Below are 20766 nucleotides of genomic sequence, written 5' to 3' on the forward strand. Positions count from 1 at the left end.
AGGGCAGGATGCCGACCGTCAATTCGTCTACTTCGTCGAGTTATGTATCCTCGTCCTATGTTTCGGGGCTGACCGACCTTGATACGGCCCAGCTGATCGAAGATGCTTATAATGTGAAGATGGAAGTCGCCGACACCATCGAGGCAGAGGTTGACGAGCTTGAACTTGAAATTGCGGCGTTTGAAGATTTACAGGACCTGCTTGAAGCGTTGGAAGATGCGGCAGAGGCCCTGACCGCTTCGGCAGAACTTGACAGTTTGCGTGATGATGTCTGGGTTGGAAAATCGGCCTATCTGTCATCGTCGGATGCCAACACCACCGCATCGGATGTGCTGGGTGTTCTGGTCGAGGATGAAGCGGCGGTCGGCAGCTATACGATTGAAATCAAACAGATGGCAACCGCCCACAAGCTGGGTGGAGATACCTATGCCGATGCTTCATCGGCTGCTGGTTTGTCGGGCACCCTCAATCTTGTGGCCGGAGATGATTATACAGCGACGGATATCGAGATATCCGATGACATGTCGCTTGATGATATCGCGGATGCCATCAACGACCAAAGCAGTGCAACCGGGGTACGTGCGAGTGTGCTTCAGGTATCCGACGATGAATATATGCTGGTTTTATCAGCCATCGATACCGGGCAGGAAATCACCTTTGATACAGATGGAGCCGATACCACGATTGCGGCATCGTTGGGGTTGATCAATGCCGATGGCAGTTATGCCGACGAGCTGGTTGCAGCCGATCAGGCGATTTTTTCTGTCGACGGGGTCGAGGTAACGCGCAGCAGCAATACGGTGGATGACGTGATCGAAGGCGTGACGCTGTATCTCTATGCCGAAGAAGAAGGCACGGAAATCACGCTCGAAATTGACGAGGATGCAAGTTCGGCCTATGACGCAGTTGAAGCCTTTGTTACCGCATATAACGAACTGCGCAGTTTCGTTATCACCAATCAGGCCTATGAGGCCGGTGAAGGGGCGGATGAGGACGCGGTTCTGTTTGGCGATTCACTTTTAAGTTCAGTCGTATCCTCGGTCTACGATGCGCTGTCCTTCACCGAAGACAGCGAAACCTATGCCTCCCTCTCCTCAATCGGCATTACCTTTGATGAAAGCAACTATCTGGTGATCGATTCCGGGATGCTTGAAGATGCGCTGGTGTCGAATTTCGACGAGGTTGCCGACCTGTTTTCGCTGTCGACCGATACCGGTTCGGACAACCTGCTGGTTTCCGAAGCCGACGGTCCCTTTACCGGCACCTTTACCATAGATCTCGAGGTCGATGCCGATGGCAATATCACATCAGCCAGTGTCGGCGGTGATTCCAGTCTGTTTACCATCAGTGGCAACAATATCATCGGGGTCGAGGGATCGGCATACGAAGGGGTCGAGCTGTATTTTGGCGGTGACAGTTCCGAAAGTGTCGATGTCACGATTTCCAGCGGTCTTGGCAATGAAATGGTCAATGCGCTCGATAAATACACCAATAGTTCGGATGGCCTGATTTCGTCCCGGATTGAGCGGCTTGAAGAACAGACATCGGAACTTGAGGACGAAATCGAAGATGTTACGACCGCCGCCGAGGCTTATGCCGAGGATCTGACCGAACGTTATTCTGTGCTGGAAACCAAGATGTATCAGCTTCAGCTGCTGCGCGAACAACTTGAAGCCTTGTGGGGTGATGATGAATAAGCATTCGCAGACGGCTGCTCAGCAGGCCTATCGTTTTGCCGGTGCCAGCGCGCAATATAACAATGCATTGCGCACGACGTCGCCGGTTGCAATGATGGTGATTGCCATCACCCGCACGCGTCAGCATCTGCGGGCGGCCAAACAGCACCGTGAAGAAAAGCGTTTTGATCTTGAACGGCAGGAAAAGGCAATTGCGATCAACCGGCTGCGTGCGTTGCAGGCAGTCGTGGCACCAAAGTCGGCCCCGGAATTGTCCCGTGATCTGTATGCGTTCTATGCCCGAATGATCAAAACACTGGCTCGAAACGGGCGGAAAACGCCGCTTGAGGAACGTTACGAAATAGTGGACCGGAACCTCGAAACACTTGCAAAACAGTGGGAGGCGTTCAGATCGGTTAATCCGCAGTCCGTCGGGCTGCAACAGGTTTGCGGAACCCGTCATATCGTGGAACAGGTGTTGTGAGGGGCAGTTGAGTGTAGGCATCCGTCGCGAAATGACCACGGGATCGCAAGCCTCCGAGGCGGGAAAGCAGACAGCCGCCCTGTCGGAACTTGCTGATCAGGACCTTGTGGCCCTGATGGTTCGGGGCGACAAGCGCGCCTATCGTGTACTTGTGGAACGATACTATCGCGGGATCATCGGGATTGCGCGACGTATGGGCCTGACCAGTGGCGATGCCGAGGATGCGGCACAGGATGTTTTTGTCCGGGTCTGGTTGCACCGGGAAAAATGGCGTCCCGAAGGGGCCAGTTTTAAAACCTGGTTGTATCGGGTTGCGGTTAACCGGGTGATTGACCTGAAACGGAAACCGCAATTTGTAGATGGCAGCGATCTTGAAAGTATGCCAGATGATGCGATGTCGCCGGTTGAACAACTGGCACAACATCAGGAATTCAAACGACTTCGAAGTGCGATCAAGCTGCTGTCGGAGCAACAACAAATTGCCATCAATCTGTTTTACGACCGCGAACTGTCGAACCAAGAAGCGGCCGCGATTATGGGTGTTTCCATCAATGCGATGGAATCATTGTTAAAAAGGGCACGAAAGCGACTGCGTGAAGAGTTGAAAGCGATGGGATAGATCGTTAACTTCAGTTGTGTTCGAACAGGTAGGTTCGTCCTAGAAAAAAGCGGTGTGCTGTGAAGATCGAGAAATTTGAAGAATTGCTGGATCAATACGGGTGGGATATTTCGTCCTGGCCAGAGCCGCTTCGCCATGAGGCCAACATTCTCGTTGCCCGGAATGATGAAGCAGCAGAATTGCTCAGTTCCCTGAAATCTGTTGAAGATTTTCTGGCCGATGATCCGTTGCCGATGGGCAAGCATCGCGCAGTTGATGATATATTTGCAGCCATTGAAGCAGAAGAAATCGCAGCCGAGCCAAGGCACCACGACGCCAAAAGCGATGTCTTTTCCTTTAGCGACGAACGTCCCGGACATGGTGCCCCGCCGCAAATGGCAGAGCATGGGGACGACCCCATTCCGCAACGTCGGACATATCCATCCGAAAAGGCCACAAACCCGGTAAGCAGCGTGGCCGGACCGACAGATCCGGTGCGCGCAAAATCAGGTATCCGGGTCAAGTCATCGCGGGCATTGTTGCGTTATTCCGCGACCTTTGCATCAGCTTGCGGGATGGTGCTGTGTGTGATGTTCGGTTTTGTTGTCGGCGTTGTGTTTACGTCGGAACAGGAAATTCAGGCAGACGTCCATGCAACCGAAATGCCAATGGTACAGGCGTTGGAAAATCACGTTTTTGATGAGGCATCGCAAGGCATGGGAATTGATTTGAATGGTGGTAACACACAAACGGGGCCGGAATAATGGTTTTTGATGATCGTCGCAAACCGAATGCCACCCGAAAGTTTTTGTGGGCCTCGCTCGCGCTGAACCTGTTTCTGATCGGGACGATTGCCGGAAGTATTGCGGCAGGTAGCACGATTCTTCACAGTTTTCTGGGGGCTCCCCCTCCGATGCCAGGGCAGGATAATGACCGACCACCAGGGGTCCGCATGCTTACCGATTTGCGCGAAAAGCTAAGTCCTGACGGACAGGCAGTTTTTGATGCCGAGTTCTCGCCCGTGATAAAGGACTTGATGAAGCGTCGTGACGACCTGAAAAAATTCAGGGAACTGCGCGAGGTTTTGCTGCGTGACGATGCAACAGATGCTGAAATTCGTGACGTCTTTGATAAAATGAGGAACGCTATCGGAGATGACGTTGGTCGTATTCTGAGCCATATGGCCGATGTCGCGGTCCGCTTGTCACCCGAAGATCGCGCGGAACTGGCATTGCATCGTCCAGGGCCGCCACCGCCGCCGCCCGTCCAGTAACCTGATTGCGAATAACGGGCGTATAATCGAAAGGAGTGCACAGGCACTCCTTTTCTGTTTTTGGATTTATTTTTTCGAAAAAGTGAATCCATTGCGCCAGTTTTTCCGTCGTCCAGCGTGAAACGAACATAGACCCGATCAATGTTCGCTTCATGGAGGCGGTGATGAGTTACCTCAGCGGACTGACATACGATAACCTGACGGCTTCGACGACGTCATCGTCAAGCACATCGACCTCGTCGAGCACGAGCGAAAGCTCGACCTACGAAACCTATATGACGCTGATGCTAACGACACTTCAGAATCAGGATCCGACCGATCCCGAAGATGTGTCGGAGATGACCACGCAGCTCGCAACCTTCGAACAGCTTGAACTGGCCGAGCGGAATAATGCGTTGCTGTCCGATCTTTCGGAATCGCTTCTGACCTTGCAGGGGGTGATCGATAACAGTGCCGCGCAGTCCTATCTTGGCACGGATATTGTGGCTGTGGGTGATACTGCCCCGCTCGAAGATGGCGAAGCCGAATGGTATTTCGTCCTTGATGATGATGCATCGAATGTCAGCATCGAAATCACCGATGAAGACGGCAACGTTGTCTATGAGACGACGGTGACTGGTGCCGAGGGTGCCAATAATTTCACCTGGGACGGTGCGACCGACGGCGGAAGCACGCTGAGTTCGGGCACCTATACCCTTTCGGTCGAAGCGACCGATGCAAACGGAAATTCCGTTGATTCAGAAATCCTTATGACCGGTGTGGTGTCGGCGATCGACCTGACCGGCGACGAAGCCGTGCTGTATGTCAACGGGGTCGATATCGCGATCTCGGACGTTCAGGGCACGCAAACAGTTTCCTGAAGTGAAGGATCAAGGTCATGAGCTTAAGCAGTGCATTGAATTCTGCCGTTTTGGGGCTGAATGCGCAATCGACGTCGCTTGGTGTGATTTCGGGTAATATCAGTAACAGCGAGACTGTTGGTTACAAGGACAGTTCTACATCCTTCTCGTCACTGGTGACCACGCCCGGTTCGACGACGACCGGATATTCCAACGGTGTGAGGACATCGACCCAGACCAATATCAGCTCGCAAGGTCTGATTCAGGCGGACGAGACGGCAACCAGTCTGGCGATTTCGGGTGATGGGTTTTTTGTCGTGACCGATGCCAATGGCGACGTCTATTACACGCGCGCCGGTGATTTCGATACGGATTCCAACGGAAACCTGGTCAACAGTTCAGGCTACTACCTCATGGGTTATGCCCTGGATGATGATGGCAATCCGGCAAGTGGCACTGTCCCGACAAGTACGTCGGCGTTGACCACCATCAATCTTGAAGACCTGACCGGTACGGCTGAAGCCACCACCGAGGTCTCGATGGTCGCCAATCTTCCGGCAGATGCAGCAGTTGGCGATGTGTTTTCCGTCGATGTCGAGGTGTTCGACAGTCTTGGTACCAGCCATACGGTGACTTACACCTATGAAAAGACCGCAGCGAACGAGTGGGAACTGACCTATTCCGATCCGGTTCTGACCTCGGATGGAACGACGGTGACCGGTACGTCCTCGGGCGGTCCATTGACGATTACCTTTGACGGGGATGGCAATCTTTCGGCGATCACGGATGCCGGTGGCACCGATGTTACGGATAGCGCGACACTGACCATCACCGGCTGGACCACGGGTGCCAATGACAGCACGATTGTTTCCGATCTGGGAACGGCGGGCGACGATGATGGTTTGCAGCAGTTTGCCTCGGACGAGGAAGATGGCGACATGACGCTGTATTCTGTCGGTCAGAACGGTTCAAACTACAGCGAGATCGCCGAGATATCGATCTCGGACGATGGGGTTGTTTCGGTTACCTATGAGAACGGCGAGAGCGAACCGGTTTATCAGATCGTACTGGCCGATTTTGCCAACGCGGATGGCCTGACCGCTTATAGCGATACGGTTTACAAGGAAAGCAACACATCGGGCAGCTATGTGCTGAAAACCCCGGGTGATGGCGGAACCGGGACGCTTGCGGATTATTCGCTGGAAAGTTCCACCGTCGATACCACCAGCCAGTTTTCCAAAATGATCATCGCACAGCAGGCCTATTCGGCCGCGGCACAGGTCGTTTCAACCACCAGCGACATGTATGACACGCTGATTTCGTCGGTGAACTAATTGACGATTGATTGGTGAATAAAAGGAATTCGGAACATGACAACACTGGCATTGACACTTCCGCAAGACAGCGACGCCGTGACGCAGATCATCACGAGGCTTGAAGAACTTCTGGATGTTGAATGGCGCATCCTTGAACAGGCACAATATGACCTTTTGCCTGATATCACCGCCGAAAAGACAATGCTGGAAGACGAGTTGAAGGCCGAACTTCATGCCCAAAAGCAGGCTGATCCGGCCAACCCGCTTGCGGGGCAAATCATCAATATTGAAACCGTGCGCAGTCTGCGGGCAAAGCTTGATCGCAATAATATCCGCCTGATGGCTAAACGCGATGCGTGTTTGAAACGCATCCGTGCCGGTTGGGCCGCAACAGCAGGAGACCCGGCGACGTCTTATGACCGTGATGGTGATCTGCGCGGTAAAACCACGCCTGCCATTCTGAATCTGAAGATGTAACTGCACTTTTGGCAACTGACAGGTCAGAAAAATGTCGATCCGTGCTGCCCAATCTGCTGCGTTTAGCGCATTGCAATCAAGCCAGACCGGGATTGCCGTATCTTCGAACAACATCGCCAATGCGTCGGTCGAAGGATATACAACCAAGTCCGCCAGCCTGGCCAGCAATGTTAATGGCGGATCAGCTGTCGGCGTTTCGGTTACCTCGGTAGGGTCAAGTGTTGACAGTTTTTTGATCAAGGCGATTAACGAGGCGGCTTCGGAAAGCGGATATGCATCGGTTTTTGCCGACCCGCTTGAAATCGTTTCAGGCAATTTCGGATCGGTGGGCGATGATGACGCGATATCGACCCTGATCACTGATCTTGAAACATCAATCGCATCCCTTGCTGCCAGTGCAGACAGCCAGTCGCCAAAGGCGCTTGTTCTTAATGATGCGGAACAGATCGCAAGCGAGCTTAACAGCCTTTCAGCCAGTGTGCAGGATCAGCGTGCGGCGGCCGATCAGTCGATCGAGGAAACGGTCGATCAGATCAATGCGCTGTTAAATGAAATTCAGTCCTATAACGACCAATTGACCGGAATGGACGGTACGACACTGGCTTCCAGTGAACTTGAAGACGCGCGTGCTGTTGCCATTCAGGAACTGTCTGAACTGGTGGATGTGACTTATTACACCAGTTCGTCAAACCAGACGCAGGTCTATATTGGCGGCACGCTTGTCGTCGGAAGTCAGGTGCAGGAACTTGAATACAATGCCATCGGTACGGTCAATGCCGATACGGTATTTGGTGACATCACGGTGAACGGCAATTCTATATCCGATGATATCAGCGGTGGTGAACTGGGTGGTTTGATCGATTTGCGCGACGAAACCCTGCCAGCTATTCAGGACGAGCTTGATGCGTTGGCCGTAACCCTGATGAACAGCATCAATGCGGTCACCAATCTAGGCACGTCCTATCCCGGCCCGGCTGAGCTGACATCAAGCGAGACAACGGCATTGACGGATGCCTTCTCGGGAACGGGTACCGTGCGGCTGGTGGCGACGAACGAGGATGGCAATGCGGTTGAAATCCTTGATATCGATCTGGCGACAGTGACGACGGTTCAGGATCTGGTCGATCAGATCAATACATCGGCGAACATGGCGGCAACGGTAAATGCCGATGGCACGTTGACGATTGCCAGTTCCGACGATGATTACGGTGTATCGATTGTCAATATGGATGCCGAGGTTGGTGCGGATGCGCAGGGCTTTTCCGACTATTTCGGTCTGAACGATATGTTCACCGGAACCGGGGCTGATGATATTTCGGTCAATGCCGCGTGGCTTGCCGATTCCAGTCTGGTGCCGACCGGGTCGGGATCGGATGACACGGCCCTTGCCGTTGGTGACAGCGTGATTTCGTCTGGAAGTTCGGACGTGGCCGAGGCGTTGGCGAATGTTTTTGATACCAATGTCAGTTTTGATGCGGCCGGGAACCTTGGTAGTACCAAGACCACGATGTCGGATTATGCATCGGAAATCCTTTCCGATGTGGCCCAACAATCATCAAGTGCCGAAACCAAGGCCAGTGTTGCCGGTACCGCTTATAGCGATCTGGTTGAAAGTTTTTCCAATCAATATGGTGTCAATACCGACGAAGAGGCCCTGACAATGGCCAATCTTGAAAGTGCCTATGAAGCGGCTGCCGCGATCCTCGAAATCACGCAGTCACTGATGGACACCTTGCTTGAAGCTGTCCGGTAAAGGGTAAAGAACATGAGAGTTTCGACAGCCGCCATGCAGCAAAACCTGCTGAACCAGATGCGAAGTGTTCAGTCGCAACTTACCGAAGCGACCAGGCAATCCAGCTCGGGAATGAAATCGGATTCCTATTCCGGCGTTTCGGATAATTCCTATGTGATCAGCACGCTGAGTGCTGAAATATCGGAATCATCGGCTTATGCCGATCTGGCCGAGCAAATTCAGAGCCGTGTTGAAATGTATTATTCGACACTGAACGATATGGTCGATTTGTTAAGCGACATGCTGGCCGATATCTCGGGCGCACTTAGCACTGGAAGCACCGATGTTGCAGGGATTAACGAGTCGGCGATTGCGGCACTTTCCACCATGGCTTCTTTGCTTAATACCCAATATGAAGATCGCTACCTGTTTGCCGGGTCGGCCACAAATACGGCGCCGGTTTCTGTCGATGTGGCTGATTACCCGGCCATGACAACGCCCAGTATCACGGATACCAGCTACTATTCAGGTAATGGGGATGTTGCATCGGCCAAGGTCGCGGATGGTACCACCATCGAATATGGCATTACTGCCGATCAGGAACCGTTTGAACAGGCATTGCGGGCCTTGAACCTGACGGCTTATGCATCATCGGATCCGATTGACGAAGCCGCCCTGACAGAAGCCATGGCTCTGATCGAGGGCGCGGTCGAAGGCATTGCCGATCTTCAGACGCAGGTATCCCTGACGCAGGATGAACTTGAAGCCATTGTCGATATGCATATCGATTTTCAGTTGACCGCCGAGGGAATAGTAACCGATCTGGCCGAAGTCGATCTGGCCGAGGCGATGGTCAACCTTGAAACCCTCTCGGTACAGCTTGAAGCATCCTATTCGGTTGCCAGTCAGATTGTCGATATGTCGTTGTTTGAGTATTTGCGTTAGGATTTTCGGGCGGTCGTTATTTGCGCTCACTCGACGAAGGGGCTTGCTCTTCGTCTGATTGAATGCCGTATTTTTCCAGAATGTCAGCATAAATACCGTTTTTACGCAGCACCGAAATCCCGTGATTTAAACGATCCAGCAGGAAGTGCGCATTATCGGTTTTGCGTGAAATGCAGGAATAGTAGGGGCTGTTGCTGATGTCGCGATAGGCCAGATTTACGTTCTCTGCGTATTCCTGATTATGGCTGCGCACGGTATTTTCCATTGGTGCCTTGAAGGTATAGATTGCATCAAGGCGGCGTGACAGCAAAAGGCCGAGCAAAACCCGTTCGCTATTGGCAGAAATCAAATCAAGCCCAAGTTCACGGGCGCTGCTTTCAAGAGTATATCCTGAAACAACACCGACAATAAGCTGCTTGGCATCAGCGAGTTCTTCGACGCTATCAAGCACGGTATCATTTATTGCAAACAGACCAACATGTTCGCGACCGAGTTCGGATGAATACAGGAAGGCGGCTTCGCGTTCCGGAAGATAGCTGCAGGAACATAATCCATCTGCATCGCCGCGTTCAGCCATCAGATAGGCGCGCTTCCACGGGTAGAATGGTGTATTAACCGCAATGTGACTGACGGCAAAGGCAGCACGAAGGATTTCGACGTCGTAACCGGGCATCATCGGCCGGTCGGCGATTTTCGAGGGCGGAAACGGGTTGCACATCATTGTGACATTCTGGCGAGGTGTCGCCTTTTGTGCCACGACAGACAGGCTGCCTGCAACAAAGCCGATCCATAAAAACAGGATACCTGCCAGACCGCAAAACAGTCGCAAGATCAAAGCGGATGTCACGATGTCTTCTTTTCCCGAGCTTTCTTCGAGATCACGACGCCTGATCTGACGGGCTGTGACCAAGTTTGCGAAACTATACATTGATCAGTTATGACTGGCATCGTCAATTCGCGAACCGAATTTTGGTCAGCAAAAAGGCCGGTATATGCACCGGCCTTTTCGAGATGGTATTTTAAATAGTCTTATTCGGCGGCTTTGACTTCGGTGTTGCTGCGGATTGCTGCATCACGAACGTCGCCATCGACATGTTCTTCGAACTTCGCAAAGTTCTTTTCAAACAGGCTGGTCAGGTTGGCAGCCGCCTTGTCATAGGCCGCCTTGTCCGACCAGCTGTCACGCGGGTTCAGAACTTCGGCGGGGATGTCACCACACGCGGTGGGGTATGCCAGACCGAAATACGGGTCGGTCGCGAAGTCGGCATTTTCGAGTTCGCCATTGAGCGCCGCGTTCAGAAGACCGCGGGTATAGGAGATCTTCATGCGCGAGCCGACACCATATCCGCCACCGGACCAGCCGGTATTGACCAACCAGCAATTGGCCTGATGTTTTTCCATCAGTTCGCCAAGGAGTTTGGCGTAAACCGACGGGTGACGCGGCATAAACGGTGCACCAAAGCAGGCGGAAAACGCCGCGGTCGGTTCCTTGACGCCCTTTTCGGTGCCGGCAACTTTTGCGGTGTAACCCGACAGGAAGTGATACATCGCCTGTGCCGAGGTCAGCTTGGCAATCGGCGGCAGAACACCAAACGCATCGCAGGTCAGCATGATGATGTTTTTCGGATGGCCGCCACGACCATTCTCCGAGGCATTCGGGATGAACTCAATCGGATAGCTTGAACGGGTATTTTCGGTGTGACGAGCATCGTCGAGGTCAAGCTCGCGCGATTGCTTGTTCATCACAACGTTTTCCAGAACCGTCCCGAAGGTTTCGGTTGTGGCATAGATTTCCGGTTCGGCTTCTTTCGAAAGCTTGATCACCTTGGCGTAACAGCCGCCTTCGAAGTTGAAGACGCCGTCTTCGCCCCAGCCATGTTCATCGTCACCAATCAGGGTGCGTGATGCGTCGGCCGACAGGGTGGTTTTGCCGGTGCCCGACAGGCCAAAGAAAATCGCAGTGTCGCCGTCCTTACCCATATTGGCCGAGCAATGCATCGGCATGACGCCCTTGGCCGGAAGAATATGGTTAAGAACAGAGAAGATCGATTTCTTCATTTCGCCGGCATACCAGGTGCCGCCGATGATCACCATTTTGCGTTCGAACGAAACGACGACGAATACTTCGGAACGGGTGCCGTCGACTTCCGGATCAGCCTGCAGGCCAGGGGCATGCAGCACGGTGAAATCCGGAGCAAAGTCGCGCAGTTCTTCCTTTGCGGGCTGGATGAACATGTTGCGCGCGAACAGGTTGTGCCATGCATTTTCGTTGATCACGCGAACCGGCAGGCGGAAACGCGGATCGGAACCGGCATAGCAGTCCTGAACGAACAGTTCGGTACCCTGAAAGTAGGCGCGCACTTTCTGATACAGGCGCTCGAATACTTCCGGGCTGACCGGGCGGTTAACGTCGCCCCAGTCGATGTCGTTCTTGGTGCCTTCCTCTTCGACGATGAAGCGGTCCTGCGGGGAACGACCGGTATGTTCACCGGTCAGCGCTACAAATGCGCCACCCTTGGCAATTTTGCCTTCCTGACGACGGATCGCATGTTCGTAGAGGCCGGCAGCGTCCAAATTCCAGTGAACGGCGCCAAGATTCTTGAGGCCATGGGTTTCAAGGCCTACACGGCTGACAACGGGTCCTGATTGCAGCACGGATCTCTCCTGGTGGGAATTGAGTCTGGGGGTTAATAGTCAATTCTACACAATAGGTATGTGGGTTAACCGTTTGTGTCGCGACATATTGTTACAAAGGTGTCTCAAAAGCAACCTGTCCTTTGGCTCAATACCAAGGAAAACGTAGACCTTTTTGCGTTTGCGAAAAGTCACCTTTCGAAAGTGATAATTAATTCTTCGCTGCCCAAATCAGGCCATTTGAGCGCGCGCTTTTTTACACATTTCGACCAGAATATCGCGCGCATCGCCGGGGCTGCGGATCGTTTCGATGAATTCGATGCGTAGAGGACGGGAATCGGCAGAATTGCATTCCAAATCCATTCCATCGCAGTCAATCGCAACCATTTTCCATCCGTCGTTTTTATCCTGATCGGTGAAATGTTCGACAATGTCGGCGATGGCGTCGGCATGGTCGATATTCATGTGTTCGATCACGTCGTCATGACCCGCGATCAGCGACTGACAGCCGTCGATAATGAATTGATCGCCTTTCAGCCGTCGTTGTTTGCCAAAACCACCGACCCAGTAAACGGCTTCGACCATGACGTGATAAAAGCCGAAATCGGCGAAATCGGCATATTGGGTGGCATCGGGGTGAGCTTGCAGATATCGCTGACGCGTTTCGGGTACATGATCGGCAACGGCGGCCCGGCCAAAGATCGTCAGTCTGGCATTGTCCGTGTCAATTCGTCCGGGATCGATATTGCCATCGGTAAACAGCAAGGACAGGCGCGGGTCATTTTGCAAATGACGGGTATGATCGGCCAGATCGGAAATCAGCAGTATGGGGCTGCCGTCAATGTGGGCGGCGGGAACCACCATTGATGTGACAGGCCATCCATCGCCGACTTGTTTGTGATCGTAGGCGGTCGTGGCCATTACCGCATGGGCGGCACGGCGCATCATGCGCCGGAGTTCAGCGGCAGCATTTCCGTTGCGGCTTGCAATGTCCAACATGCCCTGTGTCCCTTTGATAAACAGGATTTTTATTTGGGGTCGGTTGTTGCCGTCCGCAATGCGTTGGCCTCGTCAGGTTAATGATCGCAGTCTCTGGTCGGGACAAGCTGTGCATTCTTGGCGGAAAGTTGTCTTTTGCGGACAGTTTCCATTACCCGTTTTTTGTTACCGTCGCTCATACCCATCCATGCGCCGATTTCATCGGCGGTGCGAAAGCATCCGGAGCAGTAACCGGCAACCGAATCAAGGACGCAAACGCCGATACAGGGGGACTTGACGGGCATGATTTTCCAAACTGGGGCAACAGAGTTGATTTCTGCATAGAAAACACAAAGCCCGCAAGGATCAAGAGGGTAATAATCCGGCGGGCTTTGCAATGTGTGATAATTCGGTGGGCGTAAAGTCCCTAAAGGCGGTCAAACCAGTTGCGGACCTGCCGGTCTGCCTCTTCGCGCTTAACGCCATAAGCTTCCTGAACCAAGCCAACCAGTTTTTCCTGCTGGCCTTCGATCTGATCAAGGTCATCATCGGTGAGGCGGCCCCATTCACGCTTGACGTGACCACGCATCTGTTTCCAACGACCTTCGATTTGATCCCAATTCATCAGGTATTCTCCTGTTTCTTTCGGGTTGTTTGCTCGTTTGATCCGGAAATTTTATCTGCTGTGCCAATGGCATGCTGCTTTTCCGTTTGCTTGATCATAAAACGGTTCGGAGTGCTTTTTGTTCCACGATACCCGGATTGCTTCCTATGCCGGGGCAGGGTTGCAGCCCGCTGACTTGCCATATTCGCCTGTGAGGGGTATAGCCGAGCCAGTTTATTCATTGGAGTGTGTGTGAGCGCACCATCGGCGTGCAGCACGGAGGACAATATGCGCGGATATTTCGGGATCGGGATCGAAGGGGCCAGCAAGCCTTTTAACGTGGGCACGCTGTTTCGTTCCGCTCATGCGTTTGGTGCCAGCTTTGCCTTTACTGTGGATGCGGACTTTCGTGATGAACGGGCCAATGTGGCCGACACGTCACGTGCGTCCGAGCAGATGCCCTATTATCACTTCCCTGATCACGATCATCTTTTCCTGCCCGATGGATGCCGAATGGTTGGTGTCGAACTGACCCCGGATGCGATTGAACTGCCAAGTTTCAAACATCCGTCGCGTGCGGCCTATATTCTTGGCCCGGAACGCGGAAATCTGTCGCAGGAAATGCAGGATCAGTGCGATTTCATCATCAAAATCCCGATGAGCTTCTGCGTGAATGTCGCGATTGCTGCCAATATCGTGATGTATGACCGCCTGATCAGTCTGGGCCGGTTCGCCCCGCGCCCGGTACGTGCTGGTGCCCCGACCGAGCCAAAGCCGGAAGCCTTTTATGGCGGCTGGATTTCGCGCACGCGTGACAAACGCAAAGCCGATCCGGAAAAGTTTCGTCAGGCTCCGCCACCCGATTACAGTGTGATCGACGGGACGCTGGATGATGGCGACGATTAAGGTATAAAATGAAGCAACGGCCGCGAGGGAGGGGCGCGGCCGTTGCGTTTTCCTGACCCGATTTCATCGACAGGGGGAGGTCGATGGCAGGGGGCATGGGTCAGGCAATCTGGTTCGTCATGTGGTTTCAGGCGGCCTTTGTCGCTTTTTCATCATTTTTGTTACCTTCATCAGCATCGGTAATTTCGGCCTTTTCAGGTAGAATCCCGTGCGGATTGCGCAACAGGTTGGCAATCATCCGCATTCCGACATCACCCTGCAGGGTCAGCAGGCTTTCGGGATGGAACTGAACCGCACTGATCGGCAGGCTTTGATGACGTATACCCATCACCACACCGTCATTGCTGCGTGCGGTGACTTTAAGATCAGCCGGCAGGCTTGCCATATCGGCAAACAACGAGTGATAGCGACCGACGACAATTTCATCGGGAAGGCCTTCAAACAGTGGATCAGACGGGTCCAGTTTCACCTTAGACGGTTTGCCATGCATCGGTGTGTCGAGTTGACCAAGGGATCCTCCGAAAAATTCGACAATACCCTGTAAACCAAGGCAAACACCAAAGACCGGAAGCCCCGCAGCAAGGGCACGTTCGATGCTTTGGCGCAGACCATAATCATCGGGGCGTCCTGGGCCCGGGGACAGGAACACCAAGTCGGGTTTGAAATTATCAAACGCCTCGTCCGGAAAGCCGGGACGGAGCGTTAATGTCTCGGCACCTGTTGCACGGATATAGCTGGCAAGGTTTTGGACAAAGCTGTCTTCGTGATCGATCAGAAGCACGCGTTTACCAACGCCCGAAATGGTTGGATCAATGTTGGCTTCGTCCTTGGCATCGCGGGTGACGGCATCAATCATGGCCGATGCCTTCAACACGGTTTCGGCTTCTTCGGCAGCAGGTTCACTATCAAACAGCAATGTTGCACCCGCGCGAACTTCGGCGACACCCTGTTTGAGGCGCACCGTGCGTAATGTCAGGCCGGTATTCAGGTCACCATTGCACAGAACCGTCCCGATGGCCCCGCCATACCATGCGCGCGGGCTGCGTTCGACGGTTTCAATATGTTTCATGGCGGCCCGTTTGGGGGCACCGGTGACTGTGACAGCCCAGCAATGCGTCAGGAAGGCATCAAGCGCATCGAACCCTTTGCGCAGGCGGCCTTCGACGTGATCGACGGTGTGGATCAGGCGGGAATACATTTCGATCTGGCGACGGCCAAGAATACGGATGCTGCCCGGTTTGCAGACGCGTGCCTTATCGTTGCGATCAACGTCGGTGCACATGGTCAGTTCGGATTCTTCCTTGGCCGAATTAAGAAGGGTCCGGATATTTTCCGCATCCTCGATCGCGTCACGGCCGCGCGCGATGGTGCCCGAAATCGGGCAGGTTTCAATCCGTTGACCGGTAACGCGGACATACATTTCCGGTGATGCACCAATCAGGTGTTCACCTTCCCCCAGATTAATCAGGAAACCGTAGGGTGCCGGATTGCGGCGTTTAAGGCGGCGGAAGATTTCCGACGGTGCGGTTTTGCATTCAGTACGAAAGACGCGGCTTGGCACGACTTCAAACAATTCACCGCGCACAAATCGTGGCTTGGTTTCATCGACAACGGCGGCGTATTCGCCGTCTTTCATATCATTTTCAACGATCCCGTTTGCGCCGTGTGATGGCGGGTGATCCTGTGCGATACGGTCAAGTCCGGCGGTGCTATGCCCGTCGGGCGCAATGAATTCATATTCAAACTGCGTTGCGACCTTGGACGCGTGGTCGACCGTGATCATCTGATCGGGCAGATAAAGATGGACATCCTTGTGATCGCTGCTGCGGTCCTGGGTCAGTGCAATTTGTTCGAAATGAAGGGCGATGTCGTAGCCAAAGGCACCGTATAGGCCCAAACGTTCCTCACCCTTGTGAGCAAACAGATCGCGAATGGCCCGGACAACGGAAAACAGGCTGGGTTGTTGACTGCGTTCTTCTTCGGGGAACCAGGTGGCCGCTTTGCTGACATAGCCGTAAAGCCCGTCATCGCCCTTGGTCAGGCCTTCGATATGGGCATGATCGGTAAGGGCATTTTCAATCATTGGCAAAAGTACCCGGCCGCGATCATTGAGCGCACGGATTGCAAAGCCGCGTTCGCGTCCGGTGATTTCCAGCGGTGGTTTGGCAAATCCCATGTCCCAGCGCGAATAACGACCCGGAAACTCGTAGCTTGAAGACAGCAAAACACCCTTGGTCCGATCAAGCGCGTCGATCAGGCTTTCAGTGGCATTTTCATAGGTGATTTCTGTCTGATAGCGAATAACGGCGATGCCGCCATCGGTTGTATATCGATATTCGCTACTGGTTTCAGAAGTCGGGTTGGTCACGTCAAATACTCCGTTTGCGGGGCGCTGCCGCAGGAGCAATGTGACTTTTCAGCAAGTAAGAGAGAACGTCTGAAAACACAAAGCCGCCTGCGAAGATCAGGCGGCCGGTTGTTTCAGGGCATGATAATTGGCCGCCCGCTTATGCGGACCACCACCAACGATTAGAAATAAAGATCGGGTTCATGCCGTGTGTTTTCATGGGTTAAACTATGATCAGCGATCAGGCGGGCGTCAAGCATTTTGATCGGGCTATCGCGCGGTCTGTTTATCGCTGATGCCAAGTTCTTCCTGATGGACGCTGCAATCGTCTCAGAAATTATTAAAACCCGCTGCTGCTTTGTGGCAGATTTTCAGTAACCCTTTGCCGCGCGGATGAAATCGGCAATCTTGCGCGCGTCTTTGACGCCTTTGGTCTTTTCAACGCCAGACGATACATCGACCCACGGTGCACCAGAAATACGGACCGCATCGGCGACATTGTCAGGATCAAGTCCACCGGCGAGCATCCAACTGCTTTTGAAACTGCGCCCGGTCAGAAGCGTCCAATCGAAACGGACGGCATTGCCGCCGGGAAGATTGCTGTCTTTGGGCGGTTTGGCATCAAAAAGCAGGAAATCGGCGACGCCATCGAAGTTGGCCACAGCAGCATCAATGTCATCGGATGTACTGACCGAAACGGCCTTCATCACACGAAGGCCGAATTTTTCTTTGACCTCGGTAATGCGTTCGCGGCTTTCCTTGCCATGCATCTGAATGATGTCTAAACGACCGGCCTTGATGGCATTTTCAAGGGCTTCGTCGCCCGCTTCGACGAACAAGCCGACTTTAAGGATGCTGTCAGGAACGCGTTCGGTCAGGGTGGTTGCAGCGTTTAGCGATATGTGACGCGGGCTTGGCGGGAAAAAGACATAACCTAGGGCATCTGCGCCAGCACTCATGGCGGCCATCGCAGCGTCTTCGCTGTTGATTCCACAAATTTTGACCATGCAGCTCATCGGGGTGTCCTGTCTTGTAGCCAATTCAAACTTCCGTCCAAGTCATTTGGTCGTAGCAGAAAGTGGTGCAGACCAACAGGATATTTGCAAATTTGCATGGCTTTCCACTGGCGAGATGGCGGTTGCTGCGCTATTTTCCCGGCCATGAGCAAGCACACAGGCCCAGCCGGGGGCGAAAACGGCGAACAGACAACCCATTTTGGTTTTCGGGATGTTCCGGAAAGCCAGAAGGCATCCATGGTGCGCGAGGTTTTCGATACTGTCGCGTCCAAATATGATCTGATGAACGATCTGATGAGCGGCGGTGTCCACCGCCTGTGGAAGGATACGTTCATCAACGAGCTGAAGCCGCGACCGGGCATGAAACTGCTCGACGTTGCCGGTGGCACCGGGGATATTGCATTCCGGTTTCTGAAGAATGGTGGCGGCTCTGTCACGGTGTGCGACATTAACTATGAAATGCTGCATGTCGGTCGTGATCGCGCGGTGGATCACGGGTTGCTGAAAAATATCAACTGGACGGTTGGCGATGCGCAGAAATTACCACTGCCTGATCATTCGGTTGATGCCTACACTATTGCCTTTGGTATCCGGAATGTGACGCGGATTACCGAAGCCCTTTCCGAAGCCTATCGTGTGCTGCGTCCGGGCGGGAAATTCCAGTGTCTTGAGTTTTCCAAGGTTGTGGTTCCGGGGTTTGATAAGCTTTACGATACGTATTCGTTCAAGCTTCTGCCGGAAATCGGGCGCTTTATCGCGGGTAATCGCGAAGCTTACCAGTATCTGGCCGAGAGCATCCGTCAGTTCCCCGATCAGGAAACTTTTGCCTCCATGATCCGTGATGCCGGGTTCGAGCGGGTGAAGTATCGCAATCTTTCGGGTGGTATTGCGGCCATCCATTCCGGCTGGCGGGTTTAAGGGTGGCGACAGCATGATACGGTTCGTTCGTAACAGCTTTCGCCTGCTTGGCATGGCGCGGACTTTGGCGCGACACGATGCGTTGTTTCCGCTGGCCCTGGTGCCGGGTGGCCAGGTTCTGGCGTTTTTCGCCCGTCTGACGGCACCGTTTTCGCGCCGGTCCGACTTGCCGCCAGGTCGCCGGTTGGCCCGTGCGCTTGAAGAATTGGGCCCCGCATTCATCAAGCTTGGCCAGACACTGGCGACGCGTGCAGACCTGATTGGCGATGACGTTGCGGCGGATTTGTCGAGCTTGCAGGATCGATTGCCACCATTTTCGGCCAAAATTGCCAAGCGGATCATTACCGAACAGCTTGACGGGCCGTTTGAAACCCTGTTTTCCGAGTTTGATGATACGCCTGTTGCAGCGGCATCCATCGCGCAGGTGCATTTTGCGACAACATCGGATGGTCGTGAAGTCGCGGTCAAGGTGTTGCGCCCGGATATCAAGATGCGTTTTGCCCGCGATCTGGATCTGTTTTACTGGGTATCGGAAATCGTCGAACTGACGCAACCACGCTTGCGCCGTCTCAAACCGGTCGAAACCATCAAAACGCTGGAAGACAGCGTGCATCTTGAAATGGATTTGCGGTTTGAGGCATCGGCGGCTTCCGAATTCCGCGACAATTTCGAATCCGACCCGACCTATTATATCCCGCAGATCGATTGGGAACGGACGGCCGAGCATGTCATGACCATGGAACGGGTCAAAGGGGTGCGTATCGACAATGTCGAGGCTCTTGATCGGATGGGTGTGGATCGTTCGGCCCTGTTGGCGAAGGCGGCCGGTGCATTTTTCCAGCAGGTTTTCCGCGACGGCTTTTTTCATGCCGATATGCATCCCGGCAATCTGTTTGTTGATGAAACCGGCAAGGTCAGTATCGTCGATTTCGGGATCATGGGTCGTGTTGACCGTCAGACGCGCCTATACCTTGCAGAAATGCTTCTTGGCTTTCTGACACGTGATTATCGCCGCGTCGCCGAGGTGCACTTCGAAGCAGGCTATGTGCCACGTAACCAGTCTCTTGAAAATTTCCAGCAGGCCTGCCGGTCCATCGGCGAGCCGATCCTTGGCAAGGAACTTGCCGATATTTCGGTCGGGCGTTTGTTGGGGCAACTTTTCCAGGTGACCGAAACATTTGGTATGGAAACCCAGCCACAGCTTTTGATGCTTCAGAAAACCATGATCGTGGCCGAAGGGCTTTCGCGTATTTTAAGCCCGAACGAGAATATGTGGGAATTGTCGCGCCCGTTGATCGAGGAATGGATGCGCGAAAATCTCGGTCCCGAGGCAAAGATCGCAGAAGCTACCCGTCAGGCTGGCACAATGTTGCGCCGTTTGCCGCGTGTTCTTGAAGCGGCAGAACAGGCATCGGCGGTATTTACCGATCAGGGATTGCGTCTGCATCCCGATACGGTTGCGGCAATGCGGGGCCGGTCAAACGGGCAGCGCAGTTCCGGTGGAGTTTCCAAGCAATCGATCCTGCTTTGGGTGGCGATTGCGGCACTTGCAGTCGCCCTGTTCGTAAAATAGAGACCGATATGAGCAGGATTGAAATCAGTTGCGACCGTGACCGGCTTGATCCTATTGCTATGACTTTGTCGCGCGTTCCTATTGGTCCCGAGGCCGGTCACGCGGTGAATTTGATCGTTCGGTCGAAATGTCGGTCCCGGTCGGTGCCTATTGCGACGGGCGGCAGGTTGGCTTTGCCCGTGTCGTGACCGATTTCATCGCGATTGCCTATATTGCCGATGTATTTGTCGATCCGGATTATCGGCGGCGCGGTATTGCGTCACTGATGCTTGATGCCCTGCATGGTCATCCCGATATTGCACGGGTTAAACGCTGGATGCTGGCGACGCACGATATGCAGCCGGTTTATCGCCAGCATGGATATGAAGACCTGAACGCTACGATCATGGTTCGGCTTGAAGAGGCCGCAGATGATCGCGGTCCCTTACGTTAAGCCTAAGAAGCAGATCT

Annotated in this window: 21 protein-coding genes; 14 read left to right on the forward strand and 7 right to left on the reverse strand. The window is 53.6% G+C overall.

Annotated features, from left to right (window positions below):
- The first annotated feature begins 8 nt into the window (after window positions 1-8).
- The 10 genes from fliD to LG297_RS00530 all read left to right on the forward strand — a co-directional run bounded on the left by fliD (window position 9) and on the right by LG297_RS00530 (window position 9340).
- Window positions 9-1697: a flagellar filament capping protein FliD gene (fliD, locus tag LG297_RS00485; protein WP_404424069.1), complete on the forward strand. Its 1689-nt coding sequence runs from the start codon at window positions 9-11 to the stop codon at window positions 1695-1697.
- Entirely contained in the window at window positions 1690-2160 is a 471-nt protein-coding gene (locus LG297_RS00490; RefSeq protein WP_404424071.1) for a flagellar protein FliS, read from the forward strand. Before fliD ends, LG297_RS00490 begins: the two co-directional genes overlap by 8 nt.
- A 7-nt stretch (window positions 2161-2167) precedes the next feature.
- Window positions 2168-2779 (forward strand): sigma-70 family RNA polymerase sigma factor, encoded by a 612-nt coding sequence (locus LG297_RS00495; RefSeq protein WP_404424073.1) that lies wholly within the window; start codon window positions 2168-2170, stop codon window positions 2777-2779.
- Between the two features lie 59 nt (window positions 2780-2838).
- Window positions 2839-3522, forward strand: coding sequence for a hypothetical protein (locus tag LG297_RS00500; RefSeq protein ID WP_404424075.1), 684 nt, complete (start codon window positions 2839-2841; stop codon window positions 3520-3522).
- Window positions 3522-4031 carry a periplasmic heavy metal sensor gene (locus LG297_RS00505; protein WP_404424077.1) on the forward strand — a complete coding sequence of 170 codons (510 nt, stop codon included), beginning with the start codon at window positions 3522-3524 and terminating at the stop codon, window positions 4029-4031. Before LG297_RS00500 ends, LG297_RS00505 begins: the two co-directional genes overlap by 1 nt.
- A gap of 164 nt (window positions 4032-4195) precedes the next feature.
- A complete protein-coding gene (locus tag LG297_RS00510) occupies window positions 4196-4891 on the forward strand; it encodes a flagellar hook assembly protein FlgD (RefSeq protein WP_404424079.1) in 696 nt (231 codons plus the stop codon).
- A gap of 17 nt (window positions 4892-4908) precedes the next feature.
- Window positions 4909-6204: a flagellar hook protein FlgE gene (gene flgE / locus LG297_RS00515; RefSeq protein WP_404424081.1), complete on the forward strand. Its 1296-nt coding sequence runs from the start codon at window positions 4909-4911 to the stop codon at window positions 6202-6204.
- 36 nt (window positions 6205-6240) lie between these two features.
- The gene (locus tag LG297_RS00520) at window positions 6241-6663 is read left to right on the forward strand and encodes a hypothetical protein (protein WP_404424083.1); all 423 of its coding nucleotides are present in this window, start codon (window positions 6241-6243) and stop codon (window positions 6661-6663) included.
- A 31-nt stretch (window positions 6664-6694) separates the two neighbouring features.
- Window positions 6695-8416, forward strand: coding sequence for a flagellar hook-associated protein FlgK (flgK, locus tag LG297_RS00525; protein ID WP_404424085.1), 1722 nt, complete (start codon window positions 6695-6697; stop codon window positions 8414-8416).
- Window positions 8417-8428: 12 nt separating this feature from the next.
- Window positions 8429-9340, forward strand: coding sequence for a flagellin (locus tag LG297_RS00530; protein ID WP_404424087.1), 912 nt, complete (start codon window positions 8429-8431; stop codon window positions 9338-9340).
- Window positions 9341-9356: 16 nt separating this feature from the next.
- Here the strand turns inward: LG297_RS00530 and LG297_RS00535 are convergent, their stop codons facing one another.
- The 5 genes from LG297_RS00535 to LG297_RS00555 form a co-directional block, all read right to left on the reverse strand.
- Complete coding sequence (locus tag LG297_RS00535) at window positions 9357-10187, reverse strand: substrate-binding periplasmic protein (RefSeq protein WP_404424089.1); 831 nt, start codon at window positions 10185-10187, stop codon at window positions 9357-9359.
- A 182-nt stretch (window positions 10188-10369) separates the two neighbouring features.
- On the reverse strand, window positions 10370-11995 hold the full coding sequence (locus tag LG297_RS00540; protein WP_404424091.1) for a phosphoenolpyruvate carboxykinase: 1626 nt from the start codon (window positions 11993-11995) through the stop codon (window positions 10370-10372).
- A 210-nt stretch (window positions 11996-12205) separates the two neighbouring features.
- On the reverse strand, window positions 12206-12973 hold the full coding sequence (locus tag LG297_RS00545) for a HugZ family protein (RefSeq protein WP_404424093.1): 768 nt from the start codon (window positions 12971-12973) through the stop codon (window positions 12206-12208).
- 77 nt (window positions 12974-13050) lie between these two features.
- Window positions 13051-13257, reverse strand: coding sequence for a DUF1289 domain-containing protein (locus LG297_RS00550; protein WP_404424095.1), 207 nt, complete (start codon window positions 13255-13257; stop codon window positions 13051-13053).
- A gap of 122 nt (window positions 13258-13379) precedes the next feature.
- A complete protein-coding gene (locus LG297_RS00555) occupies window positions 13380-13577 on the reverse strand; it encodes a CsbD family protein (protein WP_062952233.1) in 198 nt (65 codons plus the stop codon).
- A gap of 267 nt (window positions 13578-13844) precedes the next feature.
- Here LG297_RS00555 and LG297_RS00560 point away from each other — a divergent pair, with 267 nt between their 5' ends.
- Entirely contained in the window at window positions 13845-14462 is a 618-nt protein-coding gene (locus LG297_RS00560) for an RNA methyltransferase (RefSeq protein WP_404426917.1), read from the forward strand.
- Between the two features lie 127 nt (window positions 14463-14589).
- Here the strand turns inward: LG297_RS00560 and LG297_RS00565 are convergent, their stop codons facing one another.
- Window positions 14590-16830 carry an anthranilate synthase component I gene (locus LG297_RS00565; RefSeq protein WP_404424097.1) on the reverse strand — a complete coding sequence of 747 codons (2241 nt, stop codon included), beginning with the start codon at window positions 16828-16830 and terminating at the stop codon, window positions 14590-14592.
- A 350-nt stretch (window positions 16831-17180) separates the two neighbouring features.
- Window positions 17181-17825, reverse strand: coding sequence for a phosphoribosylanthranilate isomerase (locus LG297_RS00570; RefSeq protein ID WP_404426918.1), 645 nt, complete (start codon window positions 17823-17825; stop codon window positions 17181-17183).
- 144 nt (window positions 17826-17969) lie between these two features.
- Here LG297_RS00570 and ubiE point away from each other — a divergent pair, with 144 nt between their 5' ends.
- The 3 genes from ubiE (at window position 17970) to LG297_RS00585 (ending at window position 20749) form a co-directional block, all read left to right on the forward strand.
- Window positions 17970-18743 (forward strand): bifunctional demethylmenaquinone methyltransferase/2-methoxy-6-polyprenyl-1,4-benzoquinol methylase UbiE, encoded by a 774-nt coding sequence (gene ubiE, locus LG297_RS00575; protein ID WP_404424099.1) that lies wholly within the window; start codon window positions 17970-17972, stop codon window positions 18741-18743.
- 13 nt (window positions 18744-18756) lie between these two features.
- Window positions 18757-20316, forward strand: coding sequence for a 2-polyprenylphenol 6-hydroxylase (gene ubiB / locus LG297_RS00580; protein ID WP_404424101.1), 1560 nt, complete (start codon window positions 18757-18759; stop codon window positions 20314-20316).
- Between the two features lie 127 nt (window positions 20317-20443).
- A complete protein-coding gene (locus LG297_RS00585) occupies window positions 20444-20749 on the forward strand; it encodes a GNAT family N-acetyltransferase (RefSeq protein WP_404424103.1) in 306 nt (101 codons plus the stop codon).
- Window positions 20750-20766 lie beyond the last annotated feature (17 nt).

The organism is Thalassospira australica (genome assembly GCF_044790785.1).
Classification (GTDB): Bacteria; Pseudomonadota; Alphaproteobacteria; order Rhodospirillales; family Thalassospiraceae; genus Thalassospira; species Thalassospira australica_A.

Coding starts and splice junctions, on each gene's coding strand:
- LG297_RS00505 (WP_404424077.1), top strand. CDS start 3,522: ATGGTTTTTGATGATCGTCGCAAACCGAATGCCACCCGAAAGTTTTTG.
- LG297_RS00510 (WP_404424079.1), top strand. CDS start 4,196: ATGAGTTACCTCAGCGGACTGACATACGATAACCTGACGGCTTCGACG.
- flgE (WP_404424081.1), top strand. CDS start 4,909: ATGAGCTTAAGCAGTGCATTGAATTCTGCCGTTTTGGGGCTGAATGCG.
- LG297_RS00545 (WP_404424093.1), bottom strand. CDS start 12,973: ATGTTGGACATTGCAAGCCGCAACGGAAATGCTGCCGCTGAACTCCGG.
- LG297_RS00585 (WP_404424103.1), top strand. CDS start 20,444: ATGTCGGTCCCGGTCGGTGCCTATTGCGACGGGCGGCAGGTTGGCTTT.
- LG297_RS00520 (WP_404424083.1), top strand. CDS start 6,241: ATGACAACACTGGCATTGACACTTCCGCAAGACAGCGACGCCGTGACG.
- LG297_RS00530 (WP_404424087.1), top strand. CDS start 8,429: ATGAGAGTTTCGACAGCCGCCATGCAGCAAAACCTGCTGAACCAGATG.
- LG297_RS00560 (WP_404426917.1), top strand. CDS start 13,845: ATGCGCGGATATTTCGGGATCGGGATCGAAGGGGCCAGCAAGCCTTTT.
- LG297_RS00490 (WP_404424071.1), top strand. CDS start 1,690: ATGAATAAGCATTCGCAGACGGCTGCTCAGCAGGCCTATCGTTTTGCC.
- fliD (WP_404424069.1), top strand. CDS start 9: ATGCCGACCGTCAATTCGTCTACTTCGTCGAGTTATGTATCCTCGTCC.
- LG297_RS00550 (WP_404424095.1), bottom strand. CDS start 13,257: ATGCCCGTCAAGTCCCCCTGTATCGGCGTTTGCGTCCTTGATTCGGTT.
- ubiB (WP_404424101.1), top strand. CDS start 18,757: ATGATACGGTTCGTTCGTAACAGCTTTCGCCTGCTTGGCATGGCGCGG.
- LG297_RS00555 (WP_062952233.1), bottom strand. CDS start 13,577: ATGAATTGGGATCAAATCGAAGGTCGTTGGAAACAGATGCGTGGTCAC.
- ubiE (WP_404424099.1), top strand. CDS start 17,970: ATGAGCAAGCACACAGGCCCAGCCGGGGGCGAAAACGGCGAACAGACA.
- LG297_RS00570 (WP_404426918.1), bottom strand. CDS start 17,825: ATGAGCTGCATGGTCAAAATTTGTGGAATCAACAGCGAAGACGCTGCG.
- flgK (WP_404424085.1), top strand. CDS start 6,695: ATGTCGATCCGTGCTGCCCAATCTGCTGCGTTTAGCGCATTGCAATCA.